Raw genomic sequence first — 26,929 nt, 5'->3', positions numbered from 1 at the left:
GCTGATGCGTACCGTATGGAGCCGGCCGCCGGCCCTACCTGCGGGTGCTGCGGCCGGAGCGCCGGGGCTGGGCGCGGGCGACCCACCAGCCGAGCAGGACGATGAGGAGCGTGACCCCGAGCTTGATCGACAGGCTCCAGATCAACGCCGTGCCGTTGCGGTACCAGTCCCACCAGAGAACTCCGCCCAGTGCGAGCAGCACGACGAGCGCCGCTGCGACCAGGCGCAGACCGACCGGCCTGGTCCGGGGCGAGAGCAGGGCGGCGGCCGAGAACCCGGCCAGTAGCAGGAGGACCGCGAGCAGGGCCAGCGCGATCGGCACTGCGGGCACCAGCAGGGATACGGCCAGCAGCACAGCGCCGGCCGCGACGGCGATCTCCACTGCCCGCGTGCCCATCGCGCTGCGGCGGGTGAGCAGGGCCACCATCGCCCAGACGGCGAGTGCGTAGCCGCGGAAGGCGGAGAGCACCACGGCCAGTGGCCTGGTGCGCGCCGTGTCGCCGGCGACGTTGGCGAGGACGGTGGCGGTGTGCGACGTGGTTCGGGCAAAAGTGTCGCTGCCGACGTCACCATCGATGCGTTCGCCGCCGATCTGGGCTGCCTCGTCCCACAGCCGCCACAGATCCTGGGCCGGCATCTCCCGGCCGGCCTTCAGGTCGGCGGCGTCGAAGGACGCCAGCCAGGCGGTGCTCGTCCTGGCCCGATCGGTGCCCTCGGCGCGTACCGCGGCGGCGAGGCCGGGCAGGTCCTCTCTGAGCACCGAGGTCTGGATCGGTCGGGCGATGGCTCTGGTGCAGGCGCTCAACGAGCGGGCGTCCGCGTTGCCGAGGATCTGTTGCGCCTCGCGTTCGCACGCCGCGCGGTCCCGCGCCCACTGGTCGGCCAGCCATCCGCGGTCGGGCGACCGGTCGGGGACCGCGCACCGCTCGAACGCCTCCATCAGCCGGTCCACCGCCTCGGCCTGGGCCGGCCGTGGCCCGGCACAGGTCGCTGATCCGGGTGCCAGCAGACACTGCCGTAGTCGCTCCGGCGCCAGCAGGATCCGGATGAGCTGTTCGACCGCGTCCATTCGGCCGTGCAACCAGTCGTTGAGGCGCCACGAGCCGCGGTAGAAGGCGCCGAAGTGGTGCAGCTGGATGCCGGTCAGCAGGTCCGGGTGCAGCGAGGAGACCTTGGCGAGCTCCACCTCCTGCTCCGGGTCCTGACTGGCGCTGGTGAAGGCGAGCTGTACGACGTCGAGCCGCAACATGTTCCGCAGGACGGTCTCGTCGGCGGACCGCATCGGGACGAGGAACCGGTGGAGTGCGGTGAGCCGCCCCGTCCACTCGCCATCCGGATCGAGCACGTCGTTGCCTGCCTCGCTGACCGTCCGCAGGGCGGGGGCGACCTCGTGAAGGCTCCGGGCCAGTTCGAGCGCCTGCCGGTGAAGTCGGGCTCGTCGCACGCCGTCACCGGGGACGGGCAGGGCGTCCCACGCCGTCAACGCGGCGGCGAGCCAGCGTTCGAGCTCGGGCAGGTTGTCGGCCGTCCGGTTCAGCGAGCCCCGGCGCCTGGGCATCGGATCGATGCCGTACCGCGCCGGTCCCGTTGGCGCGGCCGACCAGTAGCGGTTGAGGTCGGTGCGGTCTGCGTGGATCTCCTCCAGGGTGGCGGCTGCCTGTTCGCGGCAGCGCACGATCCTCGTTCGCTCCGGCGTACCGAGGTGGGCCAGCCACACCGATCGTTTGAGCAGGTCGACGGTCATGTCTGCCAGGCGCTGGACGGTGGTCTGTCCCCAGTCCCAGCCGGCTCCGGTTCTCCCGAGCGCTTCCGCGAGGGGGCCCTCGGGGACGAACGACATCCGTTGTCGCCGAAGCGCGGCGAGCAGTTCGTGCCCGCTCCACTGCTCGGCGGGTCGGCCGCGCTGTCCCATCGCCAGCAGGGGAGCGATCGTGGTGGCCGCGTTCTCGACGCGCACCTCCAGGTACGCCGGCCACGCCCCGTCGGAAAGCTGCTCGGCGACGCCGATCATCGCCGTCGCGAACCGGTCCCGGGCCCGGCGGCGCATCCGCACCGTGGTGTTGCGGCCGCGGATCTCGGTGAGTTCCCGGGAGACGGAGTCGGTGGCCCGCAGTCGGGTGAGGACTCCGAGCAGCACCTCGCGGGCCGACGGGAGCGGCATCCCCGGGCCGGCGGCGTCCGCATGCGGGGCTGCCGGCGAGTCGGCCGCGGGGGAGGGACAGAGCTGCTCGCCCGGATCCGGGGCGACGTACGCGAGAACCCGGCGCACCTGGAAGCCGGCGGTCTGCCGGTACACCGCCTCCAGGGCTGGGCGGATCGGCTTGTTGAGCAGCACTCCGCCGTCCACCACGTGCTGCGCGTCGCGGAAGTTCGATCGACCCGCCGCGGACTCCCACCGCAGGTCGCTGCCGGGATCTCCGGGGCGCACCCGTACGAAGTGCGGCTCGAAGGCACCCGGGAACGACGACGTGCACCGCGCCGCGGCGGCCAACTCGTCGAGCACGGCGTCGGCGGCGAGGTCACCACTGACCGGTCGGCCGTCGCGGTAGCCGGCCCGGAGGTCGGCGAACCGGAAGGTGGCGTCGTGATCGGTCTCGGTGATCCCGACACCCAGGTCGTCGGTGAACGTCGTGGACCTGCCCTGCCAGAGCGTCCCGGTCAGCACCAGCTCGATCGGCACCCGTTCATCGTCGGTCCGGGCCGAAGGCGATCCGGTGGTCGAGACGACCTTCTCCAGCGCGTCCCGCACCTTCGGAAGGAAGTAGTCGTCCCCCTTCAGCAAGGATCGTGGACGGCGCGTCAACGGGTCGCGCAACAACCGGTCCAGGCTGCCGTGCTCGTGCCACAGGTCCCGCATGACGGACAGGTCCCCGCCCCTGGCCAGGCCAAGCGCGAGGAAGGCGCCGTTGAGACCGCCCGCCGAGGTGCCCGAGATGACATCGACGCGAACGTCCGCCCGGAGCAGATCCAGCAGCGACGCGTACGGCGACTCCGGGTCCGTGCGTGCCGCGGCCAGGCGGGAGACCTCGAGGGTGACGCCGCTGATCCACACCGCCAGGCTGACTCCACCAGTCATCACCACGGCAAGGCGGATGTCCTGCCGGTCGGCTCTGTCGCTGGAGGACGCCGGCCGCGGCGGCTCCTGGTCCTCGCCAGTCTGCGCCACTGCTACCCGGCGGTGAGGGCAGGCGAGGGCATGATCGCTTGGGTGGATCGTCCGTACATGTCCGACATGGTATGTCGGGTCGGCGGTTCCGCGAAGCACGACCACGTATCCGGATTTGGGTCGGGCTCGTTGGTCGTGCCATCGGATGTCGTCGAGGGCGCACGCCTCGGCTCATGCGTCGGAACAGGAATGGTGGCCTGACGTGGGGCGTGGCACGTGCACCAGGGGCTGACGAGTGCGCAGGTCGCTGAACGGGTCGCGAAGGGCTCGGTCAACACGACCGCCCGCCGGAGCAGCCGCACGTTCGGCCAGATCCTGCGCGCCAATCTGCTGACGCGGTTCAACGCGATCATCGCGGTGCTCTGCGGTCTGATCCTGGTCTTCGGCCAGCCGGTCGACGCGCTCTTCGGCTCGGTGATCGTGGTCAACAGCGCAGTCGGCGTGATCCAGGAACTGCGGGCGAAGCGGACCCTGGACCGGCTCACCCTGCTCACCGAGGCGCCGGTGCGTGTCCTGCGCGACGGCCGTGAGGTTTCGATCCGGCCGGGTGAGGTGGTCGTCGACGACCTCGTACTGCTGGGGCCCGGGGAGAAGGTGCCGGTGGACGGGGCGGTCCGGGAGGCCGACGGGGTCGAGATCGACGAGTCGCTGTTGACCGGCGAGGCGGACCCGGTCGAGAAGCGGCGCGGCGACAAGGTCCAGTCGGGCACCTTCGTGGCCGCGGGCAGCTGCCTGCTCGCGGCGACCGGGGTCGGCGAGAAGGCGTACGCGGCTCGGCTTGCCGCCGAGGCCAGCCGCTTCGAGTTGACGGACTCCGAACTCATGACGGCCATCAACCGGTTGCTCCGGCTGGTCACCTGGATCATCGTGCCGATCGGCGGGCTGCTGGTCGTGCGGCTGTTCACCAGCGGGGCCAGCGTCTCCGACGCCGTGGTGGGCAGCGTTGCGGGAGTCGTACCGATGATCCCCGAAGGGCTCGTGCTGATGACGAGCGTCGCTTTCGCGGTGGGTGTGATCCGGCTCGGCCGGCGCCGGTGCCTCGTACAGGAACTGCCGGCGGTGGAGGTGCTGGCCCGCGTCGACACGCTCTGCATCGACAAGACCGGCACGCTCACCGAGCCCGGCATGGCATTGCGCGAGGTGCGGCCGTACGACGGCGTTTCCCCCGGTGTCGCGCGGGCGGCGCTCGCGGCGCTCGCCCGCGCGGAGGCGAAGCCCAACCAGACCATGCGGGCCATCGGAGACAGCCTCTCCGCCGACGGCTGGCACGCGGCCGAGACCGTGCCGTTCTCCTCGGCACGCAAGTTCTCGGGCGCGTCCTTCCCGGAGCACGGCACCTGGCTCGTCGGTGCGCCCGACGTGCTGCTGCCCGACGACGACCCGGCCCGACGCGAGGCCCAGGATCTCGCCGCGACGGGTCGACGGGTGCTGGCCCTCGTGCGGTCGGCCACGCTGGCCAGCCGCGACCGCAGGACCGCCGCCCTCGTCGTTCTCGAACAGCGGATACGGGCCGACGCCCCGGACATGATCCGGTACTTCGCCGCCCAGGGCGTCGACGTCAAGGTGATCTCCGGCGACGACCCGGCCGCGGTGGGCGCGATCGCGCGGCAGGTCGGCATCCCGTCGGCTGATGCGCCAGCCGACGCGCGCTCGCTGCCGCAGGAGCCGGACGCGCTCGCCGACGCCGTCGCCGGCCACACCGTCTTCGGCCGGGCGACACCGCAACGGAAGCGGGAGTTCGTGGCCGCCCTGCACGCGCGGGGTCGCACCGTGGCGATGACGGGCGACGGGGTCAACGACGCGCTCGCGCTCAAGGACTCCGACCTGGGCGTCGCCATGGGCTCCGGTAGCCCTGCCACCCGGGCGGTCGCGCAGGTGGTCCTCCTCGGCGACAACTTCACCGCGCTGCCGCACGTGCTCGCCGAGGGACGCCGGGTGCTGGCCAACATCGAACATGTCGCGAACCTGTTCCTCACCAAGACCGTGTACGCGGCGCTGCTCGCGCTGCTCGTAGGCATCGCCCAGGTGCCGTTTCCGTTCCTGCCCCGGCACATCACCCTCGTCGGGACCCTGACGATCGGCGTGCCCGGCTTCTTCCTCGCGCTCGCCCCGAACAGCGGACGGGCGCGACCGGGTTTCGTTCCCCGCGTCCTGCGGTTCGCCGTTCCCGCCGGTGCCGTGGCCGCTTCGATGACGTTCGCCGCGTACGCCGTCGCGCGGTCGAACACGGCGTCGAGCCTGCGGGCGGACCGCTCCACTGCCACGCTCACCCTGTTCCTCGTCGCGTTCGCGGCGCTCGTCGTCATCGCCCGGCCGTACACCCGGTGGCGGCTTGGCCTGTTGGCGGTGATGGCCGGCTGCTTCGCGGCCGTGGCCGTGCTGCCCGGAACGCGGCAGGTCGCCGACCTCACCTTTCCCGAACCGCGCGACACCCTCGCCGGGCTGGGACTCGCCGTGCTCGGCGCCGCCGTCCTCGTCGTGCTGCTGCGGCTCGACCGCTGGCTGACGAGGGTCGGCTGAGCGAACTGCCTTCCGACGTCCAAGGACGAGGCCAGCCAGGGCGGTCCGGGCAGGCGCGGAGAGGAACGCGGGTGCTCAGGCGGCGGGGTGCGCGAGCGTCACGGCGATCGCCGGTCCGAATGCGACGCTGAGCAGGTAGGCGAGGTTGAACAGACCCAGGGCCTCGGCCCGACGCGAGGCGGCTACCACTCCGGTCGCCTGCAGGGCGAGTGCGCCCTGGCCGGTCGCGGCGGCCAGCGAGCCGAGCGTCATCGCCGCGAGCAGCAGCGGTACGGCGGTGGTGACCGCCGCCAGCAGCGACGCGGCGGCGCCGGTGACGAGCAACGCGGCGGCCGCGACGCGGCGGGGCACCCGCACGGACGCCGCGACGAGGAACCCGGAACAGAAGCCGCCGAGCAGGTACGGCGCCAGCAGAACGAGCCCGCTGCGGGTGCCGTCCCATCCCGCGTGCTCCCGCAGCAGGTCCGGCGCGGCGTAGAGCAGGGCGAAGTTCACCACCCCCAGCACGAAGGCCGACGCGCACGCCGCGAGGAACCGGCCGTTGCGTGCCACCACGGCGGGCAGGAAGCCCTCCGGACGGATCTTTATCCAGGCCACCAGCGCGAGCAGCAGCGCGACGGTGACCGGGGCGGCCACCAGCGGACGGTGCGGAATGAGGACGGCCGCGGTGACCAGCAAGGACAACAGAACCATGCCGAGGGGGTCGAACGACGCCGGCGCCGCGTCCGGCGAGGTGGTGCCGCGGCAAGCGGCGGGCACCGCGAGCACCGCCAGCAGCGGCAACGCCAGCGCCGCCTGCCACGAGAAGAGGTCGGCGACCAGCGCGCCGGTCAGCGGGCCGGTGGCCCCGACGACCGCCAGCGACGCGGTGACCACCCCCATCTGCCGGGCCGAGTCGGCCAGCTTCATCGCCGTCACGGTGAGGCCGGCGGACCCCAGTGCCTGCACCGCCGCGCCGGCCACCAACGCCGGCACGCTCGGCACCAGCACGAGCAGGAGCGTCCCCGCGCCCAGCAGCACGGCCGAGACGGTCAGGACCGCCCGCACGCCGCTCCGGGCCAGCAGCGCCGCCAACAGCGGCGTCCCCAACGCGATCCCCCAGCCGAAGGCCGTCACGCCGGCGGCCGCGGCCTGTTCGTCGGTACGCGTCGCGCGCGCCACGTCGTCGAGGATCAGGGCCGGTGCGGCGATCCCGTACGACAGCGGGCCGGCCAGCAGGGCGAGCCAGGGTGTGGCCATCCGCGCTGGTGCGAACGGCCGGTGACCGTGAGCGGCCCGGGGCTCTTGCAGACGATCCATCTCATTCCTCCGGTGTCGGCTCGGATCAGCCTGCCCGGGGTCGCTCACCACCGGCTGACGGCCGGCTGACGTACGCGTCGGAGCCGCGACCCGGTGGGCGGACCGACGGCCGACGGACGTTCGCGGGGCGGGACGGTCGACTGGCTAGTGTGAAAGTCGTGATGTTCGGGGTGCTGGGCGAGATCGCGGTCTGGACGTCGGACGGCAGGCCCGTCACCGTGCCCGGCCTGAAGGTTCGTGCTCTCCTGGCTGACCTGCTGGTGCACGAGGGACGCCCGGTCTCCGCCGACCGGCTGATCGAGGATCTCTGGGGTGACGAGGCGCCGGGCAAGGCGCTGGGGGCACTGCAGACCAAGGTGTCGCAGTTGCGCCGCGCGCTGGGGGCGGGTGAGGCGGGTGGCCGCGCGCTGGTCGAGTCCGGCGATGCCGGCTACCGGCTGCGGGCGTCGTCGGAGTCGGTCGACGCCGGTCGCTTCGCCGCGCTGGTGGCGCGTTCGCGCGCGCAGCGGGAGCCGGCGGGGCGGGCGGCGACGCTGACGGAAGCCCTGTCGCTGTGGCGCGGTTCCCCGTACGCCGACTTCAGGGACGAGCGGTTCGTGCGCCAGACGGCCGAGCGGCTCGACGAACAGCGCCTGGCCGCGCTGGAGGACCTGGCCGAGGCCCGGCTCGATCTCGGTGAGCACCACCTGCTCGCCGGTGAGCTGGCCGACCTGGTCGCACGCCACCCGTGGCGTGAGCGGCTACGGGCCGCGCACCTGCGCGCCCTGTACGGCTCGGGACGGCAGCGTGAGGCCCTGTCCGCGTACGAGCAGTTCCGTCGGCAGGTGCGCGACGAACTCGGCATCGATCCCGGCCAGGAGTTGGCCGAGCTGCATCGGGCGATCCTGCGCCAGGACCCCGCCCTGCGGCCGCCGGCACCGCCGTCGACTCCGGCCCGAACCAACCTGCCGGCCCCTGTGTCACCCGGTCCGTACGGCGGACTGATCGGGCGTGAGACGGCCGTCGAGGCGGTACGGGAGCGGCTCACGAGCGAGCGGCTGGTGACCCTGACCGGGATGGGCGGGGTGGGGAAGAGCCGGTTGGCACTCGAGGCCGCCCGGGTGCTGGCCGACACGTTCCCCGCCGGGGTGTGGCTCGTCGAGCTGGCCGGCCAGCCGCACTGCGGCGGCCAGGCGACCTGCACCGAGCTCGTCGAGATGGTGGCGGCGACCCTGGAGATCCGGGACGACAGCCCGCCCGGCCTGCCCGGTGAGCGACCACGCGAGCCGATGGACCGGCTGGTCGCCGCGCTGCGGGACCGGCGGATGCTGCTGCTGCTCGACAACTGCGAACACGTGGTGGCGCCGATCGCTGAACTGACCGAGAGCCTGCTCGGCGCCGCGGCCGACCTGCGCATCCTGGCGACGAGCCGCGAACCGCTCGGGATCCCCGGCGAGGTCGTCCTTCCGGTGCCGCCGCTGGCCCTGCCGGAACCGGGAGCCACCGCCGAGCAGATCGCCGACGCCCCGGCGGTCCGGCTCTTCGCAGCCCGCGCCCGCGCCACCGAGCCGGGGTTCACCGTCGACGCGCGGAACACGGACACGATCGCCACCATCTGCCGGCGCCTCGACGGCGTACCGCTGGCGCTGGAACTGGCCGCGTCCCGGCTGCCCGTGCTCGACCCGGGCGAGCTGGCGGCGCGGCTCGACGACCGTTTCCGGCTGCTGTCGTCCGGCCGGCGCACCGCGCCCGCGCGTCAGCAGGGACTGCGCGCGATGATCGACTGGAGCTGGGAGTTGCTGTCGCCTCCCGAACGCGCGGTGCTGCGCCGGCTGGCGGTCTTCGCCGACGGCGCCACCCTGGCTGCCGCCGAGCAGGTGTGCCCGGGCGGGCAGGTGGCGTCGGACGAGGTCCTCGACGTGCTGGCCCGCCTGATCGACCGCTCGCTGGTCATGGTGCGGCACGGCGAGAGCCCGCGACGCTACCGGCTGCCGGAGACGGTGGCCGCCTACGGTCTCGAACAGCTCGACAGCGCCGGCGAACTGCGCGCGACCCGTCGCCGCCACGCCGCGTGTTTCGCGCGTCTCGCCGAGCAGGCCGCAGGGCGGCTACGTGGGCGCGAGCAGAGTCGCGCGCTGCGCGAACTCGACGCCGAGAACGCGAACCTGCGGGCGGCACTCGACGTCGCCGCCACCGACGGTCAGGCCCGCGTGGGCTTGGCGCTCGCCACCTCGTTGTGCTGGTACCGGCTGCTGCGGGGCCGGTTCGGGGAGATGAGCCGGTCCCTGCGGACGGCGTTGGACATCGTCGGGGGCAGCGCGGACGACGTCGCACCGGACGCCCTGCGGCGACACGCGGACATGTGGCTGACCGCCCTCGCCACCCGCGACGGTGATCCGACCGCTCCCCGGCAGCGGATCCTGGAGCGCTACCGGGACGCCGACGGGCCGGAGAAGGCGTTCGCGCAGTGGTTGTTCGCCTCCATGATGCTCGGCTCCGGAGATCCGGGGGAGGCCGCCGACCTGGTCGACGCGGCGCTGGCGGCGTTCCGTGCCGACGGGGACCAGTGGGGCATCGCGGCCGCCTGCGCCACCCGGGCGGACCTCGTGCTCGTACACCGCAGCGACCTGCCCGCCGCGCAGCGTGACTGCGAGACCAGCCGGTCGCTGTTCGGTCAGCTGGGCGACCGCTGGGGGCAGGTGCATCCGACGAGCCTGTTGGGGACCCTGGCCGAGATCCACGGCGACTACGACCTGGCCGCCGCGCACTACCGGGAGGCGCTGCGCACCGCCGAGCACCTGCGGCTGTGGACGTCGGTGTCCCGGCAGCTGGCCTGCATCGGTCGGCTCGCCCTGCTGCGCGGCGACCTCGACGAGGCCGCCGCCAGCCACGACCGCGCGCTACAGGTCGCGCGGGAACAGTCGAGCCGATCCGCCGCCGCCTTCGCCGGCACGGGCCTGGCGATGATCGCGCGACGGCGGGGCGACCTCGACGCCGCCGAGGCCCAGCAGCACGACCTGCTCGACTGGAACCGGCACGCCGGCTACCTGCCAGGCTGCGCGCTCGCGCTGGCCGAGTTGGGGTTCATCGCGGAGCACCGCGGCGACGCCGTCCTCGCCGAGCGCCGACACCGTGAGTCGCTCGACGCGGCGCGCGCCGCCGGAGACCACCGGGCGGTCGCCCTGGCCCTCGAGGGACTGGCCGGGGCCACCAGCCTCGGCGGTGACCAGCGCCGTGCCGCGCGGCTGCTCGGCGCGGCCCGCACGCTGCGCGAGGTCGCCGGAGCGCCGCTGCCCCCAGGCGAACGGCACGACGTCCAGCGCGTGACCGGCCGCCTCCGGGATGCGCTCGGCGGCGGGGAACTCGCTGCCGAGATGAGCCGTGGCGCACAGCTCGACCTCGACGACGCGGCGCTCAGCGGCCTCGGTCAGGGGACGGTCAGCAGACGGTAAGCCTGCCCGGCACGGTTGACCGAGAACCGAGCCGACCAGGAGGCAACCGTGCAGACCGATGCCAGGATCGCCGTCATCTACTACTCCGCCACGGGCACCGTGCACCGGCTCGCGCAGGCGTTCGTCGACGGAGCGGCCGACGCCGGCGCGGAGGTCCGCCTGCGCCGGGTGGCGGAGTTGGCGCCGGAGCAGGTCGTCGTCGCCAAACCGCAGTGGCGGGCTCACCTGGACGCCACCGCCGACATCCCGCTCGCCACCCTCGACGACCTCCGGTGGGCCGACGGGTACGCCTTCGGCACGCCGACCCGGTTCGGGAACGTCTGCTCCCAGCTGCGCCAGTTCCTCGACACCACGACCGCCCCGTGGCAGGCGGAGGAACTGGCCGACAAGCCGGCGACCGGCTTCACCGCCACCTACGAGGAACACGGTGGGCAGGAGGCGACCCTGCTCAGCCTCTACCAGACCTTCCACCACTGGGGGTCGGTCATCCTGCCCACCGGCTACCTGAACTACGACACCGCGCACGCCGCCGGCGGAAACCCGTACGGCGTCAGCCTCGTGGAGAGCCGCGCCGGCGGGGATCCCGGGTACGCCCGGGCCGTCCTCGATACGGCCCGCTTCCAGGGCGCGCGCCTCACCCGCATGGCAGCCGCCGTCGCCGCCGTCCGCGCGGAGCGCCGGCCCGGGTAGCAGCCCGACGACGGGAGCAGTACGGCGTGCGGACGACATCGTGCGTAGCCGCGTCCGCGGCGAGCACTCCGCCACCTGACGCACCAGGACCACCTGGATGAAGGACGAGAGGAAATCATGCTGACAACGACCACAGCCGATCCGACCAACCGGGCCAGCCAGGTCACCGTGCTCGGCCTCGGTGACATGGGATCGGCGATCGCCAGGACGTTCCTCGACCGCGGACACCGCACGACGGTCTGGAACCGGACCGCGAGCAAGGCCCTGCCGCTGGTCGACGCCGGCGCCACGGCCGCCGCGACCGCCGCGGAGGCGGCGGCCGCGAGTCCGCTCGTCGTGGTGTGTCTGCTCGACGGCGCAGCGGTCGACGAGGTGCTCGGTTCCGTGGACGCCGCAGTCGCGGGCAAGGTCCTGGTGAACCTGACGAGCGGCTCTCCTCAGCAGGCCCGGGCCAACGATCGCTGGGCGAGAGCGCGCGGCGCCGAGTACCTCGACGGCAAGATCATGGGAGACCCGCCCTACGTCGGTACGCCGCACGTCATGTTCCCGTACAGCGGTTCCCGCACCGCCTTCGAGGCGCACGGGCCGATGCTGCGGGAGTTGGGCACCGTCGTCTACCACGGGGAGGAGGCCGGCTCGGCCGCCGTGGAGTTCATGGCGCAGGTCGCGATGGGCTACGAGATCCTCATCGGGTTCCTGCACACGCTCAGGCTGGTGCAGGCGGAAGGGGTCGACGTGGCGGAGTTCGCGGAGCGTGTCGCCAACAACGTGGCCGCGCTGGCACCGCTGTTGACCTCGATCGGCAACGCGGTCAGGGCCGGCGACTACCCGCCGGATCTCGGCCCGCTCAACGTCCAGGCCGCGCTGATGGACGACCTGATCAGCCATCGGGAGTCCATCGGCGTGGAGGCCGTGCGGATGCGGGAGGTCGAGGGCCTGATGGACCGCCGGATCGCTGACGGCTTCGGCGCTCAGGGATTCTCGAGCCTGTTCGAGCTGTTGGCGAAGGCCTGACGGCGGTTCCCCAGCGCCCGGGGAGCCGCCACGGCCCGCCGTGTCGTTCCACGTGGGGCGTGCGTCCACGGCCTGGGCGGGGGCATCCTGACGCCGGGCTGGGGTGAGGTCTCCGGTAAGGGCTGTTCGGCGGGAACAGGCCCGAACCGGAGACCTCGCGGCTACGCCTTGGCGCCGGCCTTCTTGGCGGTGGCGGACTGGCCGACCGCCTGGGTGAACACCGGGAGGTAGCCGAGGGACTGCCCGGTCGCCATCGGGTGGTACGAGTTCGACAGGTTCAGGATGTCGACGGAGTGGATCCACTTGTTACCGCTGCAGATCTGGTGTCCGACGAAGATGCTGCGTACGTCGGCGAAGGTGAACCCGGCGCGGGCCGCGGCGGCGGCGATCAGGTTGTCGGCCAGGTTGATGCCCTCGTTGACCTTCGCGCGGGCCGCCTCGCCGATTCCGAGGCAGACCGTGCCGAGCTGGTAGAAGACCGGGTAGCTCAGCACCACGACCTTCGCGTTCGGGGCCTTGCTGCGGATCGCGGCGTAGGCCCGGTCGAGCAGGCCGGGGAGGTTCGCCCGGGCCTGCACCTGGGCCGCGTCCACCGCGGCGATGCAGGCGCTGGAGCCCTGGAGGGCGCAGGTGCTCATGATGGTGCCGAACCCGGCGTCGTTGCCGCCGATGGTGATGCTGACCAGGGTGGTCTGTGCACTGAGCGCGGCGACCTGCGAGTTGATCACATCGGTCGTCTTGGCGCCCCCGCAGGCCACCGACTTGTAGGAGGCCGGCGCGTTGGCCGCCGCCCAGAGGGCGGAGAACGCCTTGGTGCTGCGCTTGCAGGCGCCGCTCTCCGAGGTGTAGCTGCCGGCGCCGACACCTGAGGCGTACGAGTCCCCGAGCGCCACGTAGTGATGGCCGGCGGCCTGCGCCGGGCTGGCCAGCCCAAGTACCGCGAGTGTCGCGGAGAGGACGCCTGCGAGCAGGCTCAGCGTTCGGGTTCTGGTCATGTACCCCTCCAAGGTCCACCGGTTGGTGAACGATTAATAGCACTACATCGATGTTTAGGGATAGGTGCAGATCGAATCGATGTGGTGATCGGGTGGAACTAAGGGGTGGCTCGGCGCGGGGCCGGGCCCGCCCGGCCCATGACGCCGGATCCGGTGGCCCGGCCGTCGGTGCCGCGATGGAGCCGGGGGAGGCGTCGCGGTGCGCGGCGCCAGCCCGATGGTCGTCGACCGACACCGGTTTTTTCGATGTTGCGGCCGCGTCCCGCCATCCGGTCGTGGTGAGTGGTGGGAGCCGACGGGTGGGTCGCGGGCGGGGCTTGCTGACCTGCCAAGTCGCGGCGAATAGCGACTAATCGCCGCAGGCGCCACTCGTCGGGCTCTCCGGACCCAAGGTATGAGAAGTGGCCGAGTCAGGCCAACCGTCACTCTTGCAATCAATATGAGATCTATGAATAGATCGAACGCCTCCGGTCGGGTGAGCCTCACCAACCGATCGGGTGCCCGGGGCTACCTGACAGGCAGCCCGTGCTCAGCTCCATGGAGGTACCACATGCGACACTCCGGGTCTTCGATGCGCCGCATCACCGCACTGTCGGTGGCCGGCGCGCTGGTCGTCGGCACCTTGACCAGCAGTCCCGCCCAGGCAGCACCCGCGACGCCCGCTTCCCCCGACCAGGCCACCGCGCTCGCCGCCGCACTCGGCGACCGCTCCGGCGGGGCGTACGCCGGAGCCGACGGCGCCATGGTCGTCACCGTGACCGACGACGCCGCTGCCCGCAAGGTCCGCGCGGCCGGCGCGACCCCGAAGCTCGTCGCCCGAGGTGCGAAGGACCTCGCCCGGGCCACCGCCGCGCTGGACAGCGCCGCGCGGGTGCCCGGCACCGCCTGGTGGACCGACCCGGCGACCAACCAGGTCGTGGTCTCCGTCGACAGCACGGTCACCGGCGCGAAGCTGGACCGCGTCGAGGCCGTCGCGGCGCGGCTCGGCGGTACCGTCCGCATCCAGCGGGAGGCCGGCACCCTCAGCACCCGGGCTGCCGGTGGCGAGGCCATCTACGCCGAGGGCGGCGGTCGCTGCTCGCTCGGCTTCAACGTCCGCAGCGGCGACACCCACTACTTCCTCACCGCCGGGCACTGCACCGACATCACCGCCAACTGGTACGCCGACTCCGCGCAGGGCAACCTGCTCGGCACCGGCGGCACCGGCAGCTTCCCCGGTAACGACTACGGCATCGTGCAGCACACCAACCCGGCCGCCGCCGACGGCAGCGTCTACCTCTACGACGGCACCACCCGCGACATCACCGGCGCGGCCGACGCCTTCGTCGGGCAGTCGGTACAGCGCTCCGGCAGCACCACCGGCCTGCACGGCGGCGCGGTCGAGGCCACCAACGCCACGGTGAACTACGCCGAGGGCAGCGTCAGCGGGCTGATCCGCACCACGGTCTGCGCCGAGCCGGGCGACAGCGGCGGCGCGCTCTTCAGTGGAAGTACCGCCCTGGGCCTGACCTCGGGTGGCAGCGGCAACTGCTCCTCCGGCGGAACCACCTACTTCCAGCCGGTCACCGAGGCGCTGAGCGTATACGGAGTGGAGATCGTCTGACAGGCGCCACAGCAGCGGGGCCGCCGGACACCGGCGGCCCCGCTGCTGTTCTCAGGCCGCCGATCCGGCCGACGGGTGCGGCTGGAACGGGAAGCGGCCGCGGCGCCACTGCCAGTGGCGGCCGGCCTTCAGGTGGTCGACGACCGCGCGCTGGAGCACGGTGTGGCGCGGCAGTTCGTCGAGCGGCGTGGTCAGGGTGCGGAACACGAACCGCAGCACCTCGACGTCGGCGTCCAGCCCCTCCGGATCCGGATCCTCGTGGGGCTCCAGCTCGAACCTCCGCTGGAACCGGGCGATGTGGGAGTCCTCGGGCAGGTATTCCAGCAACTGCGGATCCAGCAGCCACGAGCCGCAGGAGAACGCCGTGTGACGCTCGTCGGGGAAGTGGCGCGGGAAGAACGCCCGGGCCTCGTCGAGCGACGCCGTGACCGACTCCGGGGTCAGCGGCCCCGACTCGGGGATGTGCAGGGCGATGCCGGTGTCGCCGCGCTGGTGTTGCAGCCGGCCCAGCTCGTAGAGGCCGCCGCGGGCGTGCAGGGTCAGCCAGCTCTGCATGACCGGCCAGCCCTCGCGGCGCATCCGCCGGTCGATCGCGAGGTTGCGGCCCAGGTCCGCGAGGGTCGCCCACGACACGGCGTCGGCGATGCCGTGGTCGCGGTGGTATCCCCTGACGACGTCGACCAGGGCCAGGTACGCGTACACGTAGAGATGCTGCCAGGCGGGGCCCCGCTCGCGCGGCAGCGCCGGACCGGGCGGCAGCCAGCCGTGGCCCCCGAGATCGGCGCGGACCAGGGCGATCGACCGGTCGAGCAGCCAGCGCAGCTCCGGCGTCCACAGCGGAGAGTCGGGGTCGGGCCAGCCCGCCATGATCTCGGCGGCGTCGTCCGGCCGCACCGCGAGCCGGTCGAGGAGCGCGGGCGCGTCGGCCCTGGCGGGCAGCGGCGCCGACGGCCGGTCGCCGGCGAGCCGGTGCAGGCGGTCGATGTCCTCGACGGGTACGCCGAGCCGGGCGGCGGTGTCGTCCAGATCCACGCGGACGACCCTACCGGCCGGTCGGCGTCCTCCCCGGCCCGTGCCGCTCGGGCCGGGCGGCGCGCGTCCGCAGTGCCCGCGCGCCGGGCCGGAACTGTCACCACCCGGTGACAGCAATCGACCTTGTCATATATTTACAGAACCGTATACCGTGCCGTTGGTAAGTTCCGGACCCGGACGAAGGGCGGGCGCATGGCAGCCAGTGGGGCGCCGGTGACGCATCGGGCGATCGACCAGGGTCGGTTCATGCTCGATGGCTCACTCGACCTCAGCGCACCGTTCACCTCGGTGGCCGACGTGACCATCGGCGGCCGACTGCACGAGTTCACGGCCGGCTCGGTCGGGCTCGCGGACGACGTGGCCCGGACGCTCGGCGTCGAGACGTTCGACGAGGAACTCACCTACCAGGGCGGCACGCTGGCGACCGCGCGCATCCGGTCCTACGACCCGCAGATCCAGTTGGCCGAGGAGCGGCTCGTGGCGGTCTGGCGGGGACGGCGACACTGCTTCTTCACCGAGATGTACGGCGCGTCGACCACCGATCTGCTCGGGGCGTTGCGGACCCTGCGCGTCGAGGAGCACGACGACGGGCTGGCCCTGCGCCCGGCCTCGAAGACCGGGGCCGAGTTCGCCGAACCCGCCACCGTCCTCAAGGAGATCCCCGGGCTCGGCCTGCTGGAGATCGCACCGCTCACCAAGCAGCGTGCCGGACAGCTGCCATCCTGGCGCGGCCTGCAGACGCGGGCGGGCGAGCTCTTCCGGGACGTCCTGCCCGACGGGCAGCCCTACTTCGTGCTGGCCGCGGCGGACGCCTGGCTCAGCCTGGTGCCGTTCGGCGACACGGCCGTGGAGCAGGTGCCCACCCTGGTCGACCGGCTCCGCGTCCAGACGGTCCGGTAGGTCGGGATGTCCGGGCTGCTGGCGGGCGTGGCCACGTACACCGTCCTGTTCACCCTGCTCGTCAGCACCGCCGAGCACCTGTCACGGCCGGCGGCGCTCGCCCGGGCCCTGGCCGCGCACCGGGTGCTTCCGGCTCCGGTCGCGGTCGCCGTCGTCGCCATCGCCGGCGAAGGACTGCTCGCCGGTGCCGGGATCGTGGCGCTGCTCCACCCCGCCGGCGAGCGCCTGCTCGTCGCCGTCCTCGTCGGCAGCGGCGCGCTACTCGCCCTCTACGCCGGCTACGGCCTGTACGTGCGGTCGACCGGGCGCGCCGGATCGTGCGGATGCTCCCGGGTGGAACTGCCGATGACCGGTTGGGTGGTGGCACGGGCGGCGATCCTCGCCGGGCTGGCACTGCTCGCGCTGTCGCTGTCCGGCTCGATCGTCGCGCCGGACCGGGCCGACGCCGCACTCGCCGTCGTGCTGCTGGCCGCCGCCACGTTCACCACGCTGCTGTGGCACCTGCCCGCCGCGATGTACGAGCCGGCGACGGCGACAGCCGGGCGGCGCACGACCCGCCGGTCCATCGGCACGACAGAGGGAGGCCTTGCCGGATGAGCTTCCAGACCAGCGCACTGATCCTGAGCTGGATCGCGATCCTCCTGCTGGCCTTCACGGTCTCGGGACTGGTACGCCAGGTGCACGCGCTGTCGAGCGGGGCGGTTCAGCGCCGTCCCGAGTCGGTCGGTCTGCGGCCGGGCGCACCAGCCCCCGGATTCGCCCGGCTGGCGCCGGCGGCCCCGACGGTTCCGCTGGTGCTGCTCTTCCTGGAGCCCGACTGCGGGACGTGCACCGAGGTGCTGGCCGAGGCGGGCGAGCACGCCCGTCCCGGCCTGGAGTTCCGGGTCCTCTACCGGGAGGACCCCCCGGCGCGGGCGGCGGAGCTCCCGATCACCGTGCTCGGTGGGCAGGCGGAACTGTTCGAGCGGTACGACGCCCTCGCCACGCCGTTCGCCACCGTCGTCGACGCGGCCGGGCGGGTGCTCCGCGCCGAGCCGATCGGCTCCCGGGCGGCACTGCACCGCCTGCTCGACGAAGTCGACAGCCGACCCGGCGGCCCCGCACCGGCGGTCGCCACGAATCAGGGAGATCGGGCATGACCGGTATCGACACGGTGCCCTGGTTGCGCGGGGACGACCCGGGGACCGGGGCCGCCGTCCGGCGGGTGCCGGTGCAGCCGGGCGGCCGGCGCGCGGGTTGGGCGCTGTCGCGACGCACCCTGCTCCGGGCGGGCACCGCGGTGGGGATGGCCGCGCTCAGCGTGTTCCCGGCGGCCCGCCGCGCGTACGCCGACGGCTACACGATCTATGCCGGGTGTCCGACGTACGCCAGCGACCACAACTGCTCACCGGGGTGCGGCCCGAGCACGATCTTCGCCGACTCCTGCAACACCAGCGGGACGTACGCCGGATTCCACAAGAACGACGGCGTCACCTGGATCCTGCGGCCCAACCAGTGCTACGGCGGCACCTACGACGGCTGGCTGTGGGCCTACAACGGGGCGTGCGGCGCCTGCGCCTGCTCGGTCGAACGCCGGTGCCACGACGGGTACAAGAAGACCAGCTCGGGCTGGGTGAAGTCGATCTGCCGCTGGAACACCAAGTGCGGATGCCTGGGCGCGGCCACCTGGCCCACCACCCAGCGGAGCAACACGGGGGTGAACGTCTACACCGTGCAGCACCTGCTGACCGCCCGCGGGCACGCGACCGAGATCGACGGGATCTTCGGTGGCGACACGGAGGCGAAGGTGAAGAGCTTCCAGGCGGCGGCCGGCCTCGGGGCCACCGGTGTCGTCAACGCGACCACCTGGCCGAAGCTCGTGAGCACGGTCCGCTCCGGGAACAGCGGCCACGCCGTCAGCGCGGTGCAGCGCCAGCTGAACAGGCGCGGCTACGCGCTGGTGGTCGACGGGGCCTTCGGCCCGGCCACAGACAGTGCGGCGCGCGACTTCCAGCGGCAGAACGGGCTCACGGTCGACGGGGTCGTCGGGGTGAACTCCTGGCGGACGCTGACCGGCGCCGCCGTATGACCCGGACACTGCCAGGGCACGCCCGGGCGGCACTACGCCGGGCCGGTGACCCTCTCGTACCCCTGCTGCTGCTCGTCGTCGGTGCGCTCGCCGCCGCCGCGTACGGGCACGTGCTCACCTGGGCGATGATCGGAGGGCTCGCGGGTTACACGCTCTCCGGCTCCGTTTGAACGCACAACAGCGCGCACGCGCTGGCCTCGCCCGGGTGGCGGGATCGAGATCGGCAGGGCGTCGTCCTCACCCTGTTCGTCGTGGGGTTGATCGTCGGTGGCCTGCTCAGCGGATCGGTGTTGGGGTTGCTCTCCGGCCTGTCCGCTCCCGTGCCCGTCCCGTGGCGGTACGCGGGCATCGTGGCGGTGGCGGTGCTGGGGCTGCTCCGCGAGGTGGGTCTGGTGCCGATCCGGCTGCCGCAGAACGCCCGGCAGGTGCCGCAGGACGTGCTCCAGCGCAGCCTGCGGCGTGGGGCGCTGCAGTTCGGCTTCGAGATGGGCACCGGGGTGCGCACCTACGTCTCGGCGAGCGCTCCGTACGTGCTGGCGGTCGCTCTGCTCCTCGGTGGCCAGCGCCTGCACGTCGCGATGCTCGCCGGGATCGGATTCGGTGTCGGACGCGCGATGACCCCGCTGGCCCGCCGCGCCGCCGGCACCGGCGACACGTGGGACGCCGACCTGCGGGTACGGATCCGGACGATCACCGTCACGGCGGGCGTCGTGCTCGTGATCGCCCTCGGCCTGCTGGCCGTGCGGCAGTTCTGACCGCGGCGCGACGCCACGACGCCGTCCACCGCGACGGTCGGCCGCACAGACCGTGCACGTGTCGTGCCGGCCGAGGCCTGCGCGGATGTCGCCCCGACCCTGCCGGGTGGCGCACCCGGCGGGGGATCACCGTCCCGCTGCGCCCTCGTCCGGCCACGTCCCGGACAGGTGCCTGCTGGCCGGCGTCGGCGGCTACGGGAACCCGGGGACCGAGCGGAGCCGGGCGCGGACGAGGTCGATGTCGGGGTGACCGAGGTCGGACAGGGCGCACAGGGCGTCAGCCCAGGCGGCGTTGGCTCGTCCCGCCTCGTCGGCGGCCAGCAGGGCGTCGCCCAGTCGCACGAGGGTCTCGGCCCGGAGGTTGGGCCCGCGTCGACGGCGTCCCCCAGGTCCTGGACAACACGCTCAGGGAGCAGGTCGGAAAGGCCCCGGAACTGGCGCGGGCCCGCGCCCGGTGGCTCTCGTGCATGGCCGAAGCGGGCTACCCGTACCCCGATCCGGAGGCCGCGGCCGAGGACCTGTCGCGTGCGTACCGGCAGGACGGCGACTCCGCCTCCCTGCGCCGCCGGGAGATCGCCGTGGCCACCGCCGACGACGAGTGCGCGCTGCGGGCCCACGTGCCCGCGACGGAGCTCGCGCTACGTCGGGACGGGGCTCAGTCCCTGCCCGCCGCCCGGCGGCGCGAGCTGACCGACCTGGGCGCGGTGCACTGCGCCGCCTACCGGAGGGCGCAGCCTGTGGTCGGGGACCTGGCGCACGCCCAGCCGTGCCTGTCGAGCCCGGAGGGCGGCCGGTAGCGCCGGGAACCGGCGGGTGGGTGAACGTCGCGTGGTGCCGGGCCGGCGCCGTGGTGCCGGCCCGGTGCGACGTGTCCCGCCGCGGCGCGGCGAAGGGCCCGACCGTCGTCGCGGTCGGCCGCGTCCGCCGGCCGTCGGTGCCGGCCGAGCCCGGGCGAGGGTCACGCGAGGGTGTGATGACCCGCCTTGACGACCTGGTCGTACTCACTGCGCCGGGCGTCGTAGGCGGCCTCCAGGAACGTCTCCGAGTCCGGGCCCACCGGCAGCCGAAGTGGCGGCGACTCCAGCTGGCTGAGCCGCCAGACCACGTCCGCGAAGAGCTCGGGGGAGTTCACCTCGATCTTGGTGTTCATGCTGCGCAGCGCGCCGAGCAGGCCGTCGCTGACCGCCGTGTACTCCGGGATCCGCTGCTCCGGCATCACCAGGTTGCCGCTGTATCCGGTGGCGAAGCCGCCCGGCTGGAGGATGGTGACCTTCACCCCGAGGTGCCCGGCCTCGGCGGCCAGCGACTCGGCCGCTCCCTCCACCGCGAACTTGCTCGCCGTGTACGCGGCCAGCCCGGGGAAGGGAACCATGCCGGCGACCGAGCTGACGAAGACCGCGTGCCCGTGGCGCTGCGCCCGCCACAACGGCAGCACGGCCCGGGTGAGCCGCCACGGCCCGAACACGTTGGTGTCGAACTGCGCGGCGAGTTCCGCGTCGGAGACCTCCTCGAAGGTGCCGAACTGGCCGTAGGCGGCGTTGTTGACCAGGACGTCGACCCCGCCGAAGGCGTCCACCGCCCGCTCGACCGCCGCCACGCACTGCGCCGGATCCCGTACGTCCAGCGCGGCGGCCACCACGTTGCCCGGATGCCGGGCCACCAACGCGCCGAGGGTCTCCGGCCGCCGGGCCGTCGCCAGCACCTGCTCCCCCTCGGCCGCGAGCCGGGCCGCGAGGGCCTGACCGAGTCCGCTCGAACACCCCGTGACCAACCAACGCTTCGCCATCGCTCTCGACCCGCCCAATCCGAAGGGTTACCTGTCGGGTGCAGAGTGTCAGATCCGTTGGCGAGGGTGAAGGGACCTCGGCTGTCGCCAACCGGATTCGTCGGGTACCCGGCGCACCGCCGGCTGCTGGCCGAGGGGGCGACGGCCGGTTGGCCCAGCCCTCCGGGGCGGTCGCCGCGACCTGTCCCTGCCGGATCTTGATGGTGGGATCGGCCGGTATCCTGGATCGGGTACGGAGTGTGACCATATATCCGCTATTCCGAGGGGTGACCATGTCCGATCACGCGTCCGGCCGCATCGAGGTCACCCCCCTGCGGGAACTGCTCGACGGGCCGTGGGCCGAGGTCCGCAACGCGCACCGGGAGCAGCTCGACGCGCGCTTCCTCCCCGTATACGGCGAGACCGGTGACCAGGCGCGCGAGCGGATCACCCGGTTGATCGCCGAACTTCCCGTCAAGCTGGGCATCGCGTCGGCCTTCCCCACCGAGTACGGCGGCAGATCCGATGTCGGCGGCTCGATCGTGGCCTGCGAGATGCTGGCACAGGTCGACCTGTCGCTGATGGTCAAGGCGGGCGTGCAGTGGGGCCTGTTCGGCGGCGCCGTCGACGCCCTCGGCACCCGGCGGCACCACGACGCCTACCTGCGGGACATCGTCTCGGGCAAGATCCTCGGCTGTTTCGCGATGACCGAGACCGGCCACGGCTCGGACGTCCAGCAGCTGCGCACCACCTGCACGTACGACCCGCGGACGCAGACCTTCGACCTGCACACCCCGCACGAGGCGGCCCGCAAGGACTACATCGGCAACGCGGCCCGGGACGGGCGGATGGCCGTGGTCTTCGCGCAGCTGATCACCGAGGGGCGGCGGCACGGCGTACACGGGTGGCTGGTGTCGATCCGCGACGCGCAGGGCAACCCGCTGCCGGGCGTGACCATCGGCGACGCCGGGCCCAAGGCCGGCCTGCTCGGTGTCGACAACGGGCGGCTCAGCTTCGACCACGTGCGGGTGCCGCGGGACATGCTGCTGGACCGGTACGGTCAGGTCGCGGAGGACGGGACGTACTCCAGCCCGATCGAGGACGACTCCCGGCGTTTCTTCACCATGCTCGGCACCCTGGTCCGCGGCCGGGTGAGCGTGGGCGGCGCCGCGGCGGCGGCGACCAAGTCGGCGCTGACCATCGCGGTGCGCTACGGCGACATCCGCCGCCAGTTCGACACGCCCGACGCGGACCGGGAGGTGCTGCTCAACGACTACCTGGCCCACCAGCGCAAGCTGCTGCCCGCCCTGGCCACCACGTACGCGCTGCACTTCGCCCAGGCCGAGCTGGTCGCCGCGCTGCACGAGGTGCAGGGCGGCGACGGGCAGGTCGACGCGCACCGGCAGCGGGAGCTGGAGTCCCGGGCGGCCGGTCTCAAGGCCGCACAGACCTGGCACGCCACCCGCACCATCCAGATGTGCCGCGAGGCGTGCGGCGGCGCCGGCTACCTGGCCGAGAACCGGCTGCCCAGCCTCAAGGCCGACACCGACGTCTTCACCACCTTCGAGGGCGACAACACGGTGCTGCTTCAGCTGGTGGCCAAGGGGCTGCTCACCGGCTACCGGGACGAGTTCGGCTCGTTGGACGGCTGGGGGCGCGCCTCCTTCGTCGCCGAACAGGTCCGCGAGATGGTGCTCGAGCGCACCGCCGCGCGGTCGGTCATCGAGCGGCTGATCAGTGCCGTGCCCGGCCGCGACGAGGAGGTCGCCGTCACCGATCGTGGCTGGCAGCTCAAGGTCTTCGAGGACCGCGAGAGGCACCTCCTCGACGGCGTGGTCCGCCGCCTGCGCAACGGCGCGGCGACGAAGAAGGACCGCCCCTTCGACATCTTCAACGACGTGCAGGACCATGTCCTCGCCGTCGCCGCCGCGCACGTCGACCGGGTCACCCTGGAGGCGTTCGTCGCCGGCATCGAGGACGCGACGGACCCAGTGGTCCGGGCGCTGCTCTCCCGGGTCTGCGACCTGTACGCGCTCACCGTCATCGAGGCACACAAGGGATGGTTCCTGGAACACGGCCGCCTCACGCCGGCCCGCGCCAAGGCGATCACCGGCGTGGTGAACGGCCTGCTCAAGGAGCTGCGCCCGCACATGCGGACGCTCGTGGACGGGTTCGCCATCCCGGAAGCCTGGCTGCACTGCGCAGTCCTGCGCGAGGAACCCCGCAGGCAGGAGGACATGGCCGCCCACGACGCCGCCGGGCGAGGCCGGTGACGAGAACCACCCGCGACGACCGCGCGCACGAGAGGGCTGCCGCGCCTGGCCCAGGGCGACGGTGACCGGGTTGCCCCAGCGCGTCGCCGTGCGGCTGCGGTCGTCGCTACGTCGCCATCGAGCCCGCCGGGTGCCCGGGCGCGCTTCGAGGTGCCGCGTAGGGTGCGTCGGGCGCGAGCCCGCCGTGTCCGGTACCGATCGGCGTCGTCTTGGCGATGCGGTCCTGCTGGGCGGCGGTGATCCGGCGGATCAGCACGATGAGCGAGGCGCCGGCGATCAGGCAGGCGACGGTGGGGACCAGCCGGGGGCCGAGCGAGTCCTGGTAGTAGCGGACGTACGTGGCAAACTCCGTGTCGCTGCGGGGCCACGGGGTCAGCCGGTCGTACCGCTGGTTCTCGAGGCGGAGCAGGATCCGGTCTCCGACGCTGAACGTCAGCCATGCGGCCCACCAGAGCCCGACCAACGCTGGCGTGGCACGTCGCCAGAGGCTGTCGCGGGCGACGTTGGCGATCACCCGGGCCGGCACGACGAAGTTGGCGAAGGGGACCAGCCAGCCGGCGATGGCCCAGCCGGAGTTCAGTGTCGGCAGGGCCCCCGGGAACGCCTCCAGGTTCCTGCGCGCGCGCCAGGTCCAGATGATCAGTAGCACCGCGGCGGTCAGCATCGCCGAGAGGTGGAGCAGGGTGAGCAGCACCTCGGCGGCCACCGCGCCGAGTAGCAGATCGCGGTCGCCGCGTTCGGCGGCGGCGCGGGCCAGCTGGACGCCGAACACGGGGAACAGCCCGCTGGGCAGGTAGAGCAGGCTGGCCACGCCGACGGCGACGGCGGCAGCCGTGCCCAGGCGGCGCAGGGGATGGATGGGCACTCCCGGAGCGACCGCCGGTTGGCCCAGTGGAGTCTTGCAGCGCCGGCACTCGTTGAAGGCCGGGGACGTGGCGTCCCCGCAGGTCTTGCAGATCAAGGTGACCGTCCAGGATGGCGGCGAGAGGTGACGCGCGCAGACTAGACGATCATGGCTGGAGGCGTTGGCCCGCACGACCAGGCCAGGCAGATGCGTCGATGCGTACCGAGTGGGGAACGTTACGTCTTGACGAACGACATGTTATCGCTCACAGTCGATGGCTGAGGCCGACGACGCGTAGCTTTCCGGGCGAGCTGGCTTGTCGACCTTGAATCAGGCGTGCGCCTGGGCGCAAGCAGGTCTTGTTAGCGCTAACTGCTTGCCGCTCGTGCCCGGCCACGCGTCGCGGTGCGCCCATCTTCGGGCATCCCGCTGGCATCTCTCAGCCGAGGAGGATCATGTCTGTCTTCGATAGGTCTCCATCTCCCACGCCGCCGCCGTCGCGGCGGCGCCGGTGGTTGCCGCGGGTCGTCGCCGCTGGGGTGGCCCTGCTGGTCGGTGGCGTCGCCGCGGCGGTGGTGTCGTCGGCACCCGCCGCCGCGGCGACGGTCGACACCAGCGCGTGGTACGTGTTGGTCAACCGCAACAGCGGCAAGGCCCTGGATGTGTACAACCTGGCCACGAACGACGGCGCGCGGATCGTGCAGTGGGCGCGCAACGACGGCAACCAGCAGCAGTGGCAGTTCGTGGACTCCGGCGGTGGCTACTACCGGTTGAAGTCGCGGCTGTCCGGCAAGGTGCTCGACGTCTACAACTTCTCGACCGCCAACGGTGCCAGCATCGTGCAGTGGGCCGACAGCAACGGGTCCAACCAGCAGTTCCGGCTGGCCGACTCCGCCGGTGGCTACGTCCGTCTGATCAACCGGAACAGCAACAAGGCGGTGGAGGTGCAGGGCGCCTCGACCGCCGACGGCGGGAACGTCGTGCAGTACGACGACTGGAACGGCAACAACCAGCAGTGGCAACTGGTCCGCGTCGACGGCGGGGGCAACCCCACCACGCCACCGCCCGGCACGTGTGCGCTGCCGTCGACGTACCGCTGGTCGTCGACGGGCGCGCTGGCGCAACCGAGGGCGGGATGGGTCTCGCTGAAGGACTTCACCCACGCCCCCTACAACGGCCGGCAACTCGTCTACGCGACCACGCACGACACGGGAACGACGTGGGGCTCGATGAACTTCGGCCTCTTCACGAACTGGTCCGACATGGCCTCGGCCAGCCAGAACCAGATGCCCTTCTCCGCCGTCGCGCCCTCACTGTTCTACTTCGCCCCCAGGAACATCTGGGTGCTCGCCTACCAGTGGGGCGGACCCGCCTTCTCCTACCGGACGTCGAGCGACCCCACCAACGTGAACAGCTGGTCGTCGCCGCAGACGCTCTTCACCGGCAGCATCTCCGGCTCCGGCACCGGGCCGATCGATCAGGCGATAATCGGTGACGACACCAACATGTACCTCTTCTTCGCCGGGGACAACGGGAAGATCTACCGGGCCAGCATGCCCATCGGGAACTTCCCGGGCAACTTCGGCTCGACCTACACGACCATCATGAGCGACACGACGAACAACCTGTTCGAGGCGGTCCAGGTCTACAAGCTCCAGGGCCAGAACCGGTACCTCATGCTCGTCGAGGCGATCGGCACGCAGGGCCGCTACTTCCGCTCGTTCACGGCCACCAGCCTGGGCGGTACGTGGACGCCGCAGGCCGCCACCGAGAGCAACCCGTTCGCGGGCAAGGCCAACAGCGGCGCCACCTGGACCAACGACATCAGCCACGGCGAGTTGATCCGCAGCAACGCCGATCAGACCATGACCGTCGATCCCTGCAACCTGCAGTTGCTCTACCAGGGCCGTTCCCCCAGTTCCGGCGGCGACTACGGCCGCCTGCCGTACCGCCCGGGTCTGCTGACCCTGCAACGCTGACGACGGGCACCGGATCCCCCGGATGTCGTAGACGTCCGGGGGACACCGGCGGGGGAGTGTCGATCCACACCTTCCCGCCAAGCCCATCAGGCTCGGCGTGTCGGGCCAGACCGGTTACACCCTTACTCGGACAGTCCCCGGGCACGCCCCCCTGAGAAGGGTGCGGCCCCTCCGTTGCCGGAGGGGCCGCACCCGGTTTTGGTCAATCTCCAGGGCATGGGCCCTGCGTCGTAGCGGTCAGACCACCGTGCAGGCGACGCCGTTGAGGGTGAAGGCAGTCGGCTCGGCGGTGTTGCCGCTGGTGTTGGCCTGAAAGCCGATGTTGATGGTGGCCCCGGGGGCGATCGCGGCGTTGTAGTCGACGTTACGGGCGCTCACCTGGCCGCTGGACGGCGAGTAGGTGGCACCCCAGCCCGAGGTGATCGACTGGCCCGAGGGCAGGTTGAAGGCCAACGTCCAGCCGTTGATCGCCGAGGTGCCGGTGTTGGTGATGTCGATGCTGGCCGTGAAGCCGGAGCCCCAGGAGTTCATCGTGTAGGCGACCCGGGGTCCCGTGCCCCCACCCGGGGGCGGGGTGACGGTGGGCGTGGGGGTC

Annotated in this window: 22 protein-coding genes; 14 read left to right on the top strand and 8 right to left on the bottom strand. The window is 72.5% G+C overall.

What is annotated here, in order from left to right:
• Window positions 1-34 precede the first annotated feature (34 nt).
• Window positions 35-3,082 (bottom strand): patatin-like protein, encoded by a 3,048-nt coding sequence (locus tag F6X68_RS00100; RefSeq protein WP_151452278.1) that lies wholly within the window; start codon window positions 3,080-3,082, stop codon window positions 35-37.
• A 300-nt stretch (window positions 3,083-3,382) separates the two neighbouring features.
• Between F6X68_RS00100 and F6X68_RS00095 the strand changes: the two genes are divergently transcribed.
• Window positions 3,383-5,686, top strand: a complete 2,304-nt coding sequence (locus tag F6X68_RS00095; RefSeq protein WP_151452277.1) for an HAD-IC family P-type ATPase — start codon at window positions 3,383-3,385, stop codon at window positions 5,684-5,686.
• A gap of 75 nt (window positions 5,687-5,761) precedes the next feature.
• On the opposite strand, the gene F6X68_RS00090 is transcribed toward F6X68_RS00095, so the two are convergent.
• Window positions 5,762-6,925: an MFS transporter gene (locus F6X68_RS00090; protein WP_225851842.1), complete on the bottom strand. Its 1,164-nt coding sequence runs from the start codon at window positions 6,923-6,925 to the stop codon at window positions 5,762-5,764.
• Window positions 6,926-7,143: 218 nt separating this feature from the next.
• On the opposite strand from F6X68_RS00090, the gene F6X68_RS00085 reads away from it, so the two are divergent.
• The 3 genes from F6X68_RS00085 (at window position 7,144) to F6X68_RS00075 (ending at window position 12,120) form a co-directional block, all read left to right on the top strand.
• Window positions 7,144-10,416, top strand: coding sequence for a BTAD domain-containing putative transcriptional regulator (locus F6X68_RS00085; protein ID WP_370518889.1), 3,273 nt, complete (start codon window positions 7,144-7,146; stop codon window positions 10,414-10,416).
• Window positions 10,417-10,464: 48 nt separating this feature from the next.
• A complete protein-coding gene (gene wrbA / locus F6X68_RS00080) occupies window positions 10,465-11,106 on the top strand; it encodes an NAD(P)H:quinone oxidoreductase (protein WP_151452275.1) in 642 nt (213 codons plus the stop codon).
• Between the two features lie 117 nt (window positions 11,107-11,223).
• Window positions 11,224-12,120 (top strand): NAD(P)-dependent oxidoreductase, encoded by an 897-nt coding sequence (locus tag F6X68_RS00075; RefSeq protein WP_151452274.1) that lies wholly within the window; start codon window positions 11,224-11,226, stop codon window positions 12,118-12,120.
• 161 nt (window positions 12,121-12,281) lie between these two features.
• On the opposite strand, the gene F6X68_RS00070 is transcribed toward F6X68_RS00075, so the two are convergent.
• Window positions 12,282-13,115 (bottom strand): SGNH/GDSL hydrolase family protein, encoded by an 834-nt coding sequence (locus F6X68_RS00070; RefSeq protein ID WP_151452273.1) that lies wholly within the window; start codon window positions 13,113-13,115, stop codon window positions 12,282-12,284.
• A 550-nt stretch (window positions 13,116-13,665) separates the two neighbouring features.
• Between F6X68_RS00070 and F6X68_RS00065 the strand changes: the two genes are divergently transcribed.
• Window positions 13,666-14,718: a S1 family peptidase gene (locus tag F6X68_RS00065; protein WP_151452272.1), complete on the top strand. Its 1,053-nt coding sequence runs from the start codon at window positions 13,666-13,668 to the stop codon at window positions 14,716-14,718.
• Between the two features lie 51 nt (window positions 14,719-14,769).
• Here F6X68_RS00065 and F6X68_RS00060 read toward each other — a convergent pair whose 3' ends face one another.
• Window positions 14,770-15,750: an acyltransferase domain-containing protein gene (locus F6X68_RS00060; protein ID WP_151452271.1), complete on the bottom strand. Its 981-nt coding sequence runs from the start codon at window positions 15,748-15,750 to the stop codon at window positions 14,770-14,772.
• 246 nt (window positions 15,751-15,996) lie between these two features.
• On the opposite strand from F6X68_RS00060, the gene F6X68_RS00055 reads away from it, so the two are divergent.
• From F6X68_RS00055 to F6X68_RS00035, 6 genes are all read left to right on the top strand, one after another.
• Window positions 15,997-16,650 (top strand): hypothetical protein, encoded by a 654-nt coding sequence (locus tag F6X68_RS00055; RefSeq protein WP_225851839.1) that lies wholly within the window; start codon window positions 15,997-15,999, stop codon window positions 16,648-16,650.
• Between the two features lie 6 nt (window positions 16,651-16,656).
• Window positions 16,657-17,247, top strand: coding sequence for a MauE/DoxX family redox-associated membrane protein (locus F6X68_RS00050; protein WP_151452269.1), 591 nt, complete (start codon window positions 16,657-16,659; stop codon window positions 17,245-17,247).
• A complete protein-coding gene (locus F6X68_RS00045) occupies window positions 17,244-17,789 on the top strand; it encodes a hypothetical protein (RefSeq protein WP_151452268.1) in 546 nt (181 codons plus the stop codon). The genes F6X68_RS00050 and F6X68_RS00045 overlap by 4 nt, the downstream gene beginning before the upstream one ends.
• A complete protein-coding gene (locus F6X68_RS00040) occupies window positions 17,786-18,718 on the top strand; it encodes a peptidoglycan-binding protein (RefSeq protein WP_151452267.1) in 933 nt (310 codons plus the stop codon). The genes F6X68_RS00045 and F6X68_RS00040 overlap by 4 nt, the downstream gene beginning before the upstream one ends.
• Window positions 18,715-18,888: a hypothetical protein gene (locus F6X68_RS33315; RefSeq protein ID WP_192581199.1), complete on the top strand. Its 174-nt coding sequence runs from the start codon at window positions 18,715-18,717 to the stop codon at window positions 18,886-18,888. Before F6X68_RS00040 ends, F6X68_RS33315 begins: the two co-directional genes overlap by 4 nt.
• 81 nt (window positions 18,889-18,969) lie before the next feature.
• Window positions 18,970-19,473, top strand: coding sequence for a hypothetical protein (locus tag F6X68_RS00035; RefSeq protein WP_225851837.1), 504 nt, complete (start codon window positions 18,970-18,972; stop codon window positions 19,471-19,473).
• Window positions 19,474-19,665: 192 nt separating this feature from the next.
• On the opposite strand, the gene F6X68_RS33310 is transcribed toward F6X68_RS00035, so the two are convergent.
• Window positions 19,666-19,815, bottom strand: a complete 150-nt coding sequence (locus tag F6X68_RS33310) for a hypothetical protein (RefSeq protein WP_192581198.1) — start codon at window positions 19,813-19,815, stop codon at window positions 19,666-19,668.
• A gap of 125 nt (window positions 19,816-19,940) precedes the next feature.
• Between F6X68_RS33310 and F6X68_RS00030 the strand changes: the two genes are divergently transcribed.
• Entirely contained in the window at window positions 19,941-20,270 is a 330-nt protein-coding gene (locus tag F6X68_RS00030; protein WP_151452266.1) for a hypothetical protein, read from the top strand.
• 161 nt (window positions 20,271-20,431) lie between these two features.
• Here the strand turns inward: F6X68_RS00030 and F6X68_RS00025 are convergent, their stop codons facing one another.
• The gene (locus tag F6X68_RS00025) at window positions 20,432-21,259 is read right to left on the bottom strand and encodes an SDR family oxidoreductase (RefSeq protein WP_151452265.1); all 828 of its coding nucleotides are present in this window, start codon (window positions 21,257-21,259) and stop codon (window positions 20,432-20,434) included.
• A 272-nt stretch (window positions 21,260-21,531) separates the two neighbouring features.
• Between F6X68_RS00025 and F6X68_RS00020 the strand changes: the two genes are divergently transcribed.
• Window positions 21,532-23,511 (top strand): acyl-CoA dehydrogenase, encoded by a 1,980-nt coding sequence (locus F6X68_RS00020; protein WP_151452264.1) that lies wholly within the window; start codon window positions 21,532-21,534, stop codon window positions 23,509-23,511.
• A gap of 106 nt (window positions 23,512-23,617) precedes the next feature.
• Here F6X68_RS00020 and F6X68_RS00015 read toward each other — a convergent pair whose 3' ends face one another.
• Complete coding sequence (locus F6X68_RS00015) at window positions 23,618-24,376, bottom strand: DUF4328 domain-containing protein (protein WP_225851835.1); 759 nt, start codon at window positions 24,374-24,376, stop codon at window positions 23,618-23,620.
• A gap of 434 nt (window positions 24,377-24,810) precedes the next feature.
• Between F6X68_RS00015 and F6X68_RS00010 the strand changes: the two genes are divergently transcribed.
• The gene (locus F6X68_RS00010; RefSeq protein ID WP_151452262.1) at window positions 24,811-26,334 is read left to right on the top strand and encodes a non-reducing end alpha-L-arabinofuranosidase family hydrolase; all 1,524 of its coding nucleotides are present in this window, start codon (window positions 24,811-24,813) and stop codon (window positions 26,332-26,334) included.
• A gap of 237 nt (window positions 26,335-26,571) precedes the next feature.
• Here F6X68_RS00010 and F6X68_RS00005 read toward each other — a convergent pair.
• Window positions 26,572-26,929, bottom strand: a 358-nt coding sequence (locus F6X68_RS00005) for a cellulose binding domain-containing protein (protein WP_192581197.1), incomplete at its 5' end; no start/stop codon positions are given.

The sequence above is a fragment of the Micromonospora sp. AMSO12t genome, from assembly GCF_008806585.1.
GTDB lineage: Bacteria > Actinomycetota > Actinomycetes > Mycobacteriales > Micromonosporaceae > Micromonospora > Micromonospora reichwaldensis.
Note: the sequence above shows the minus strand (reverse complement) of the source record. Positions and strands in the feature narration are given on the sequence as shown.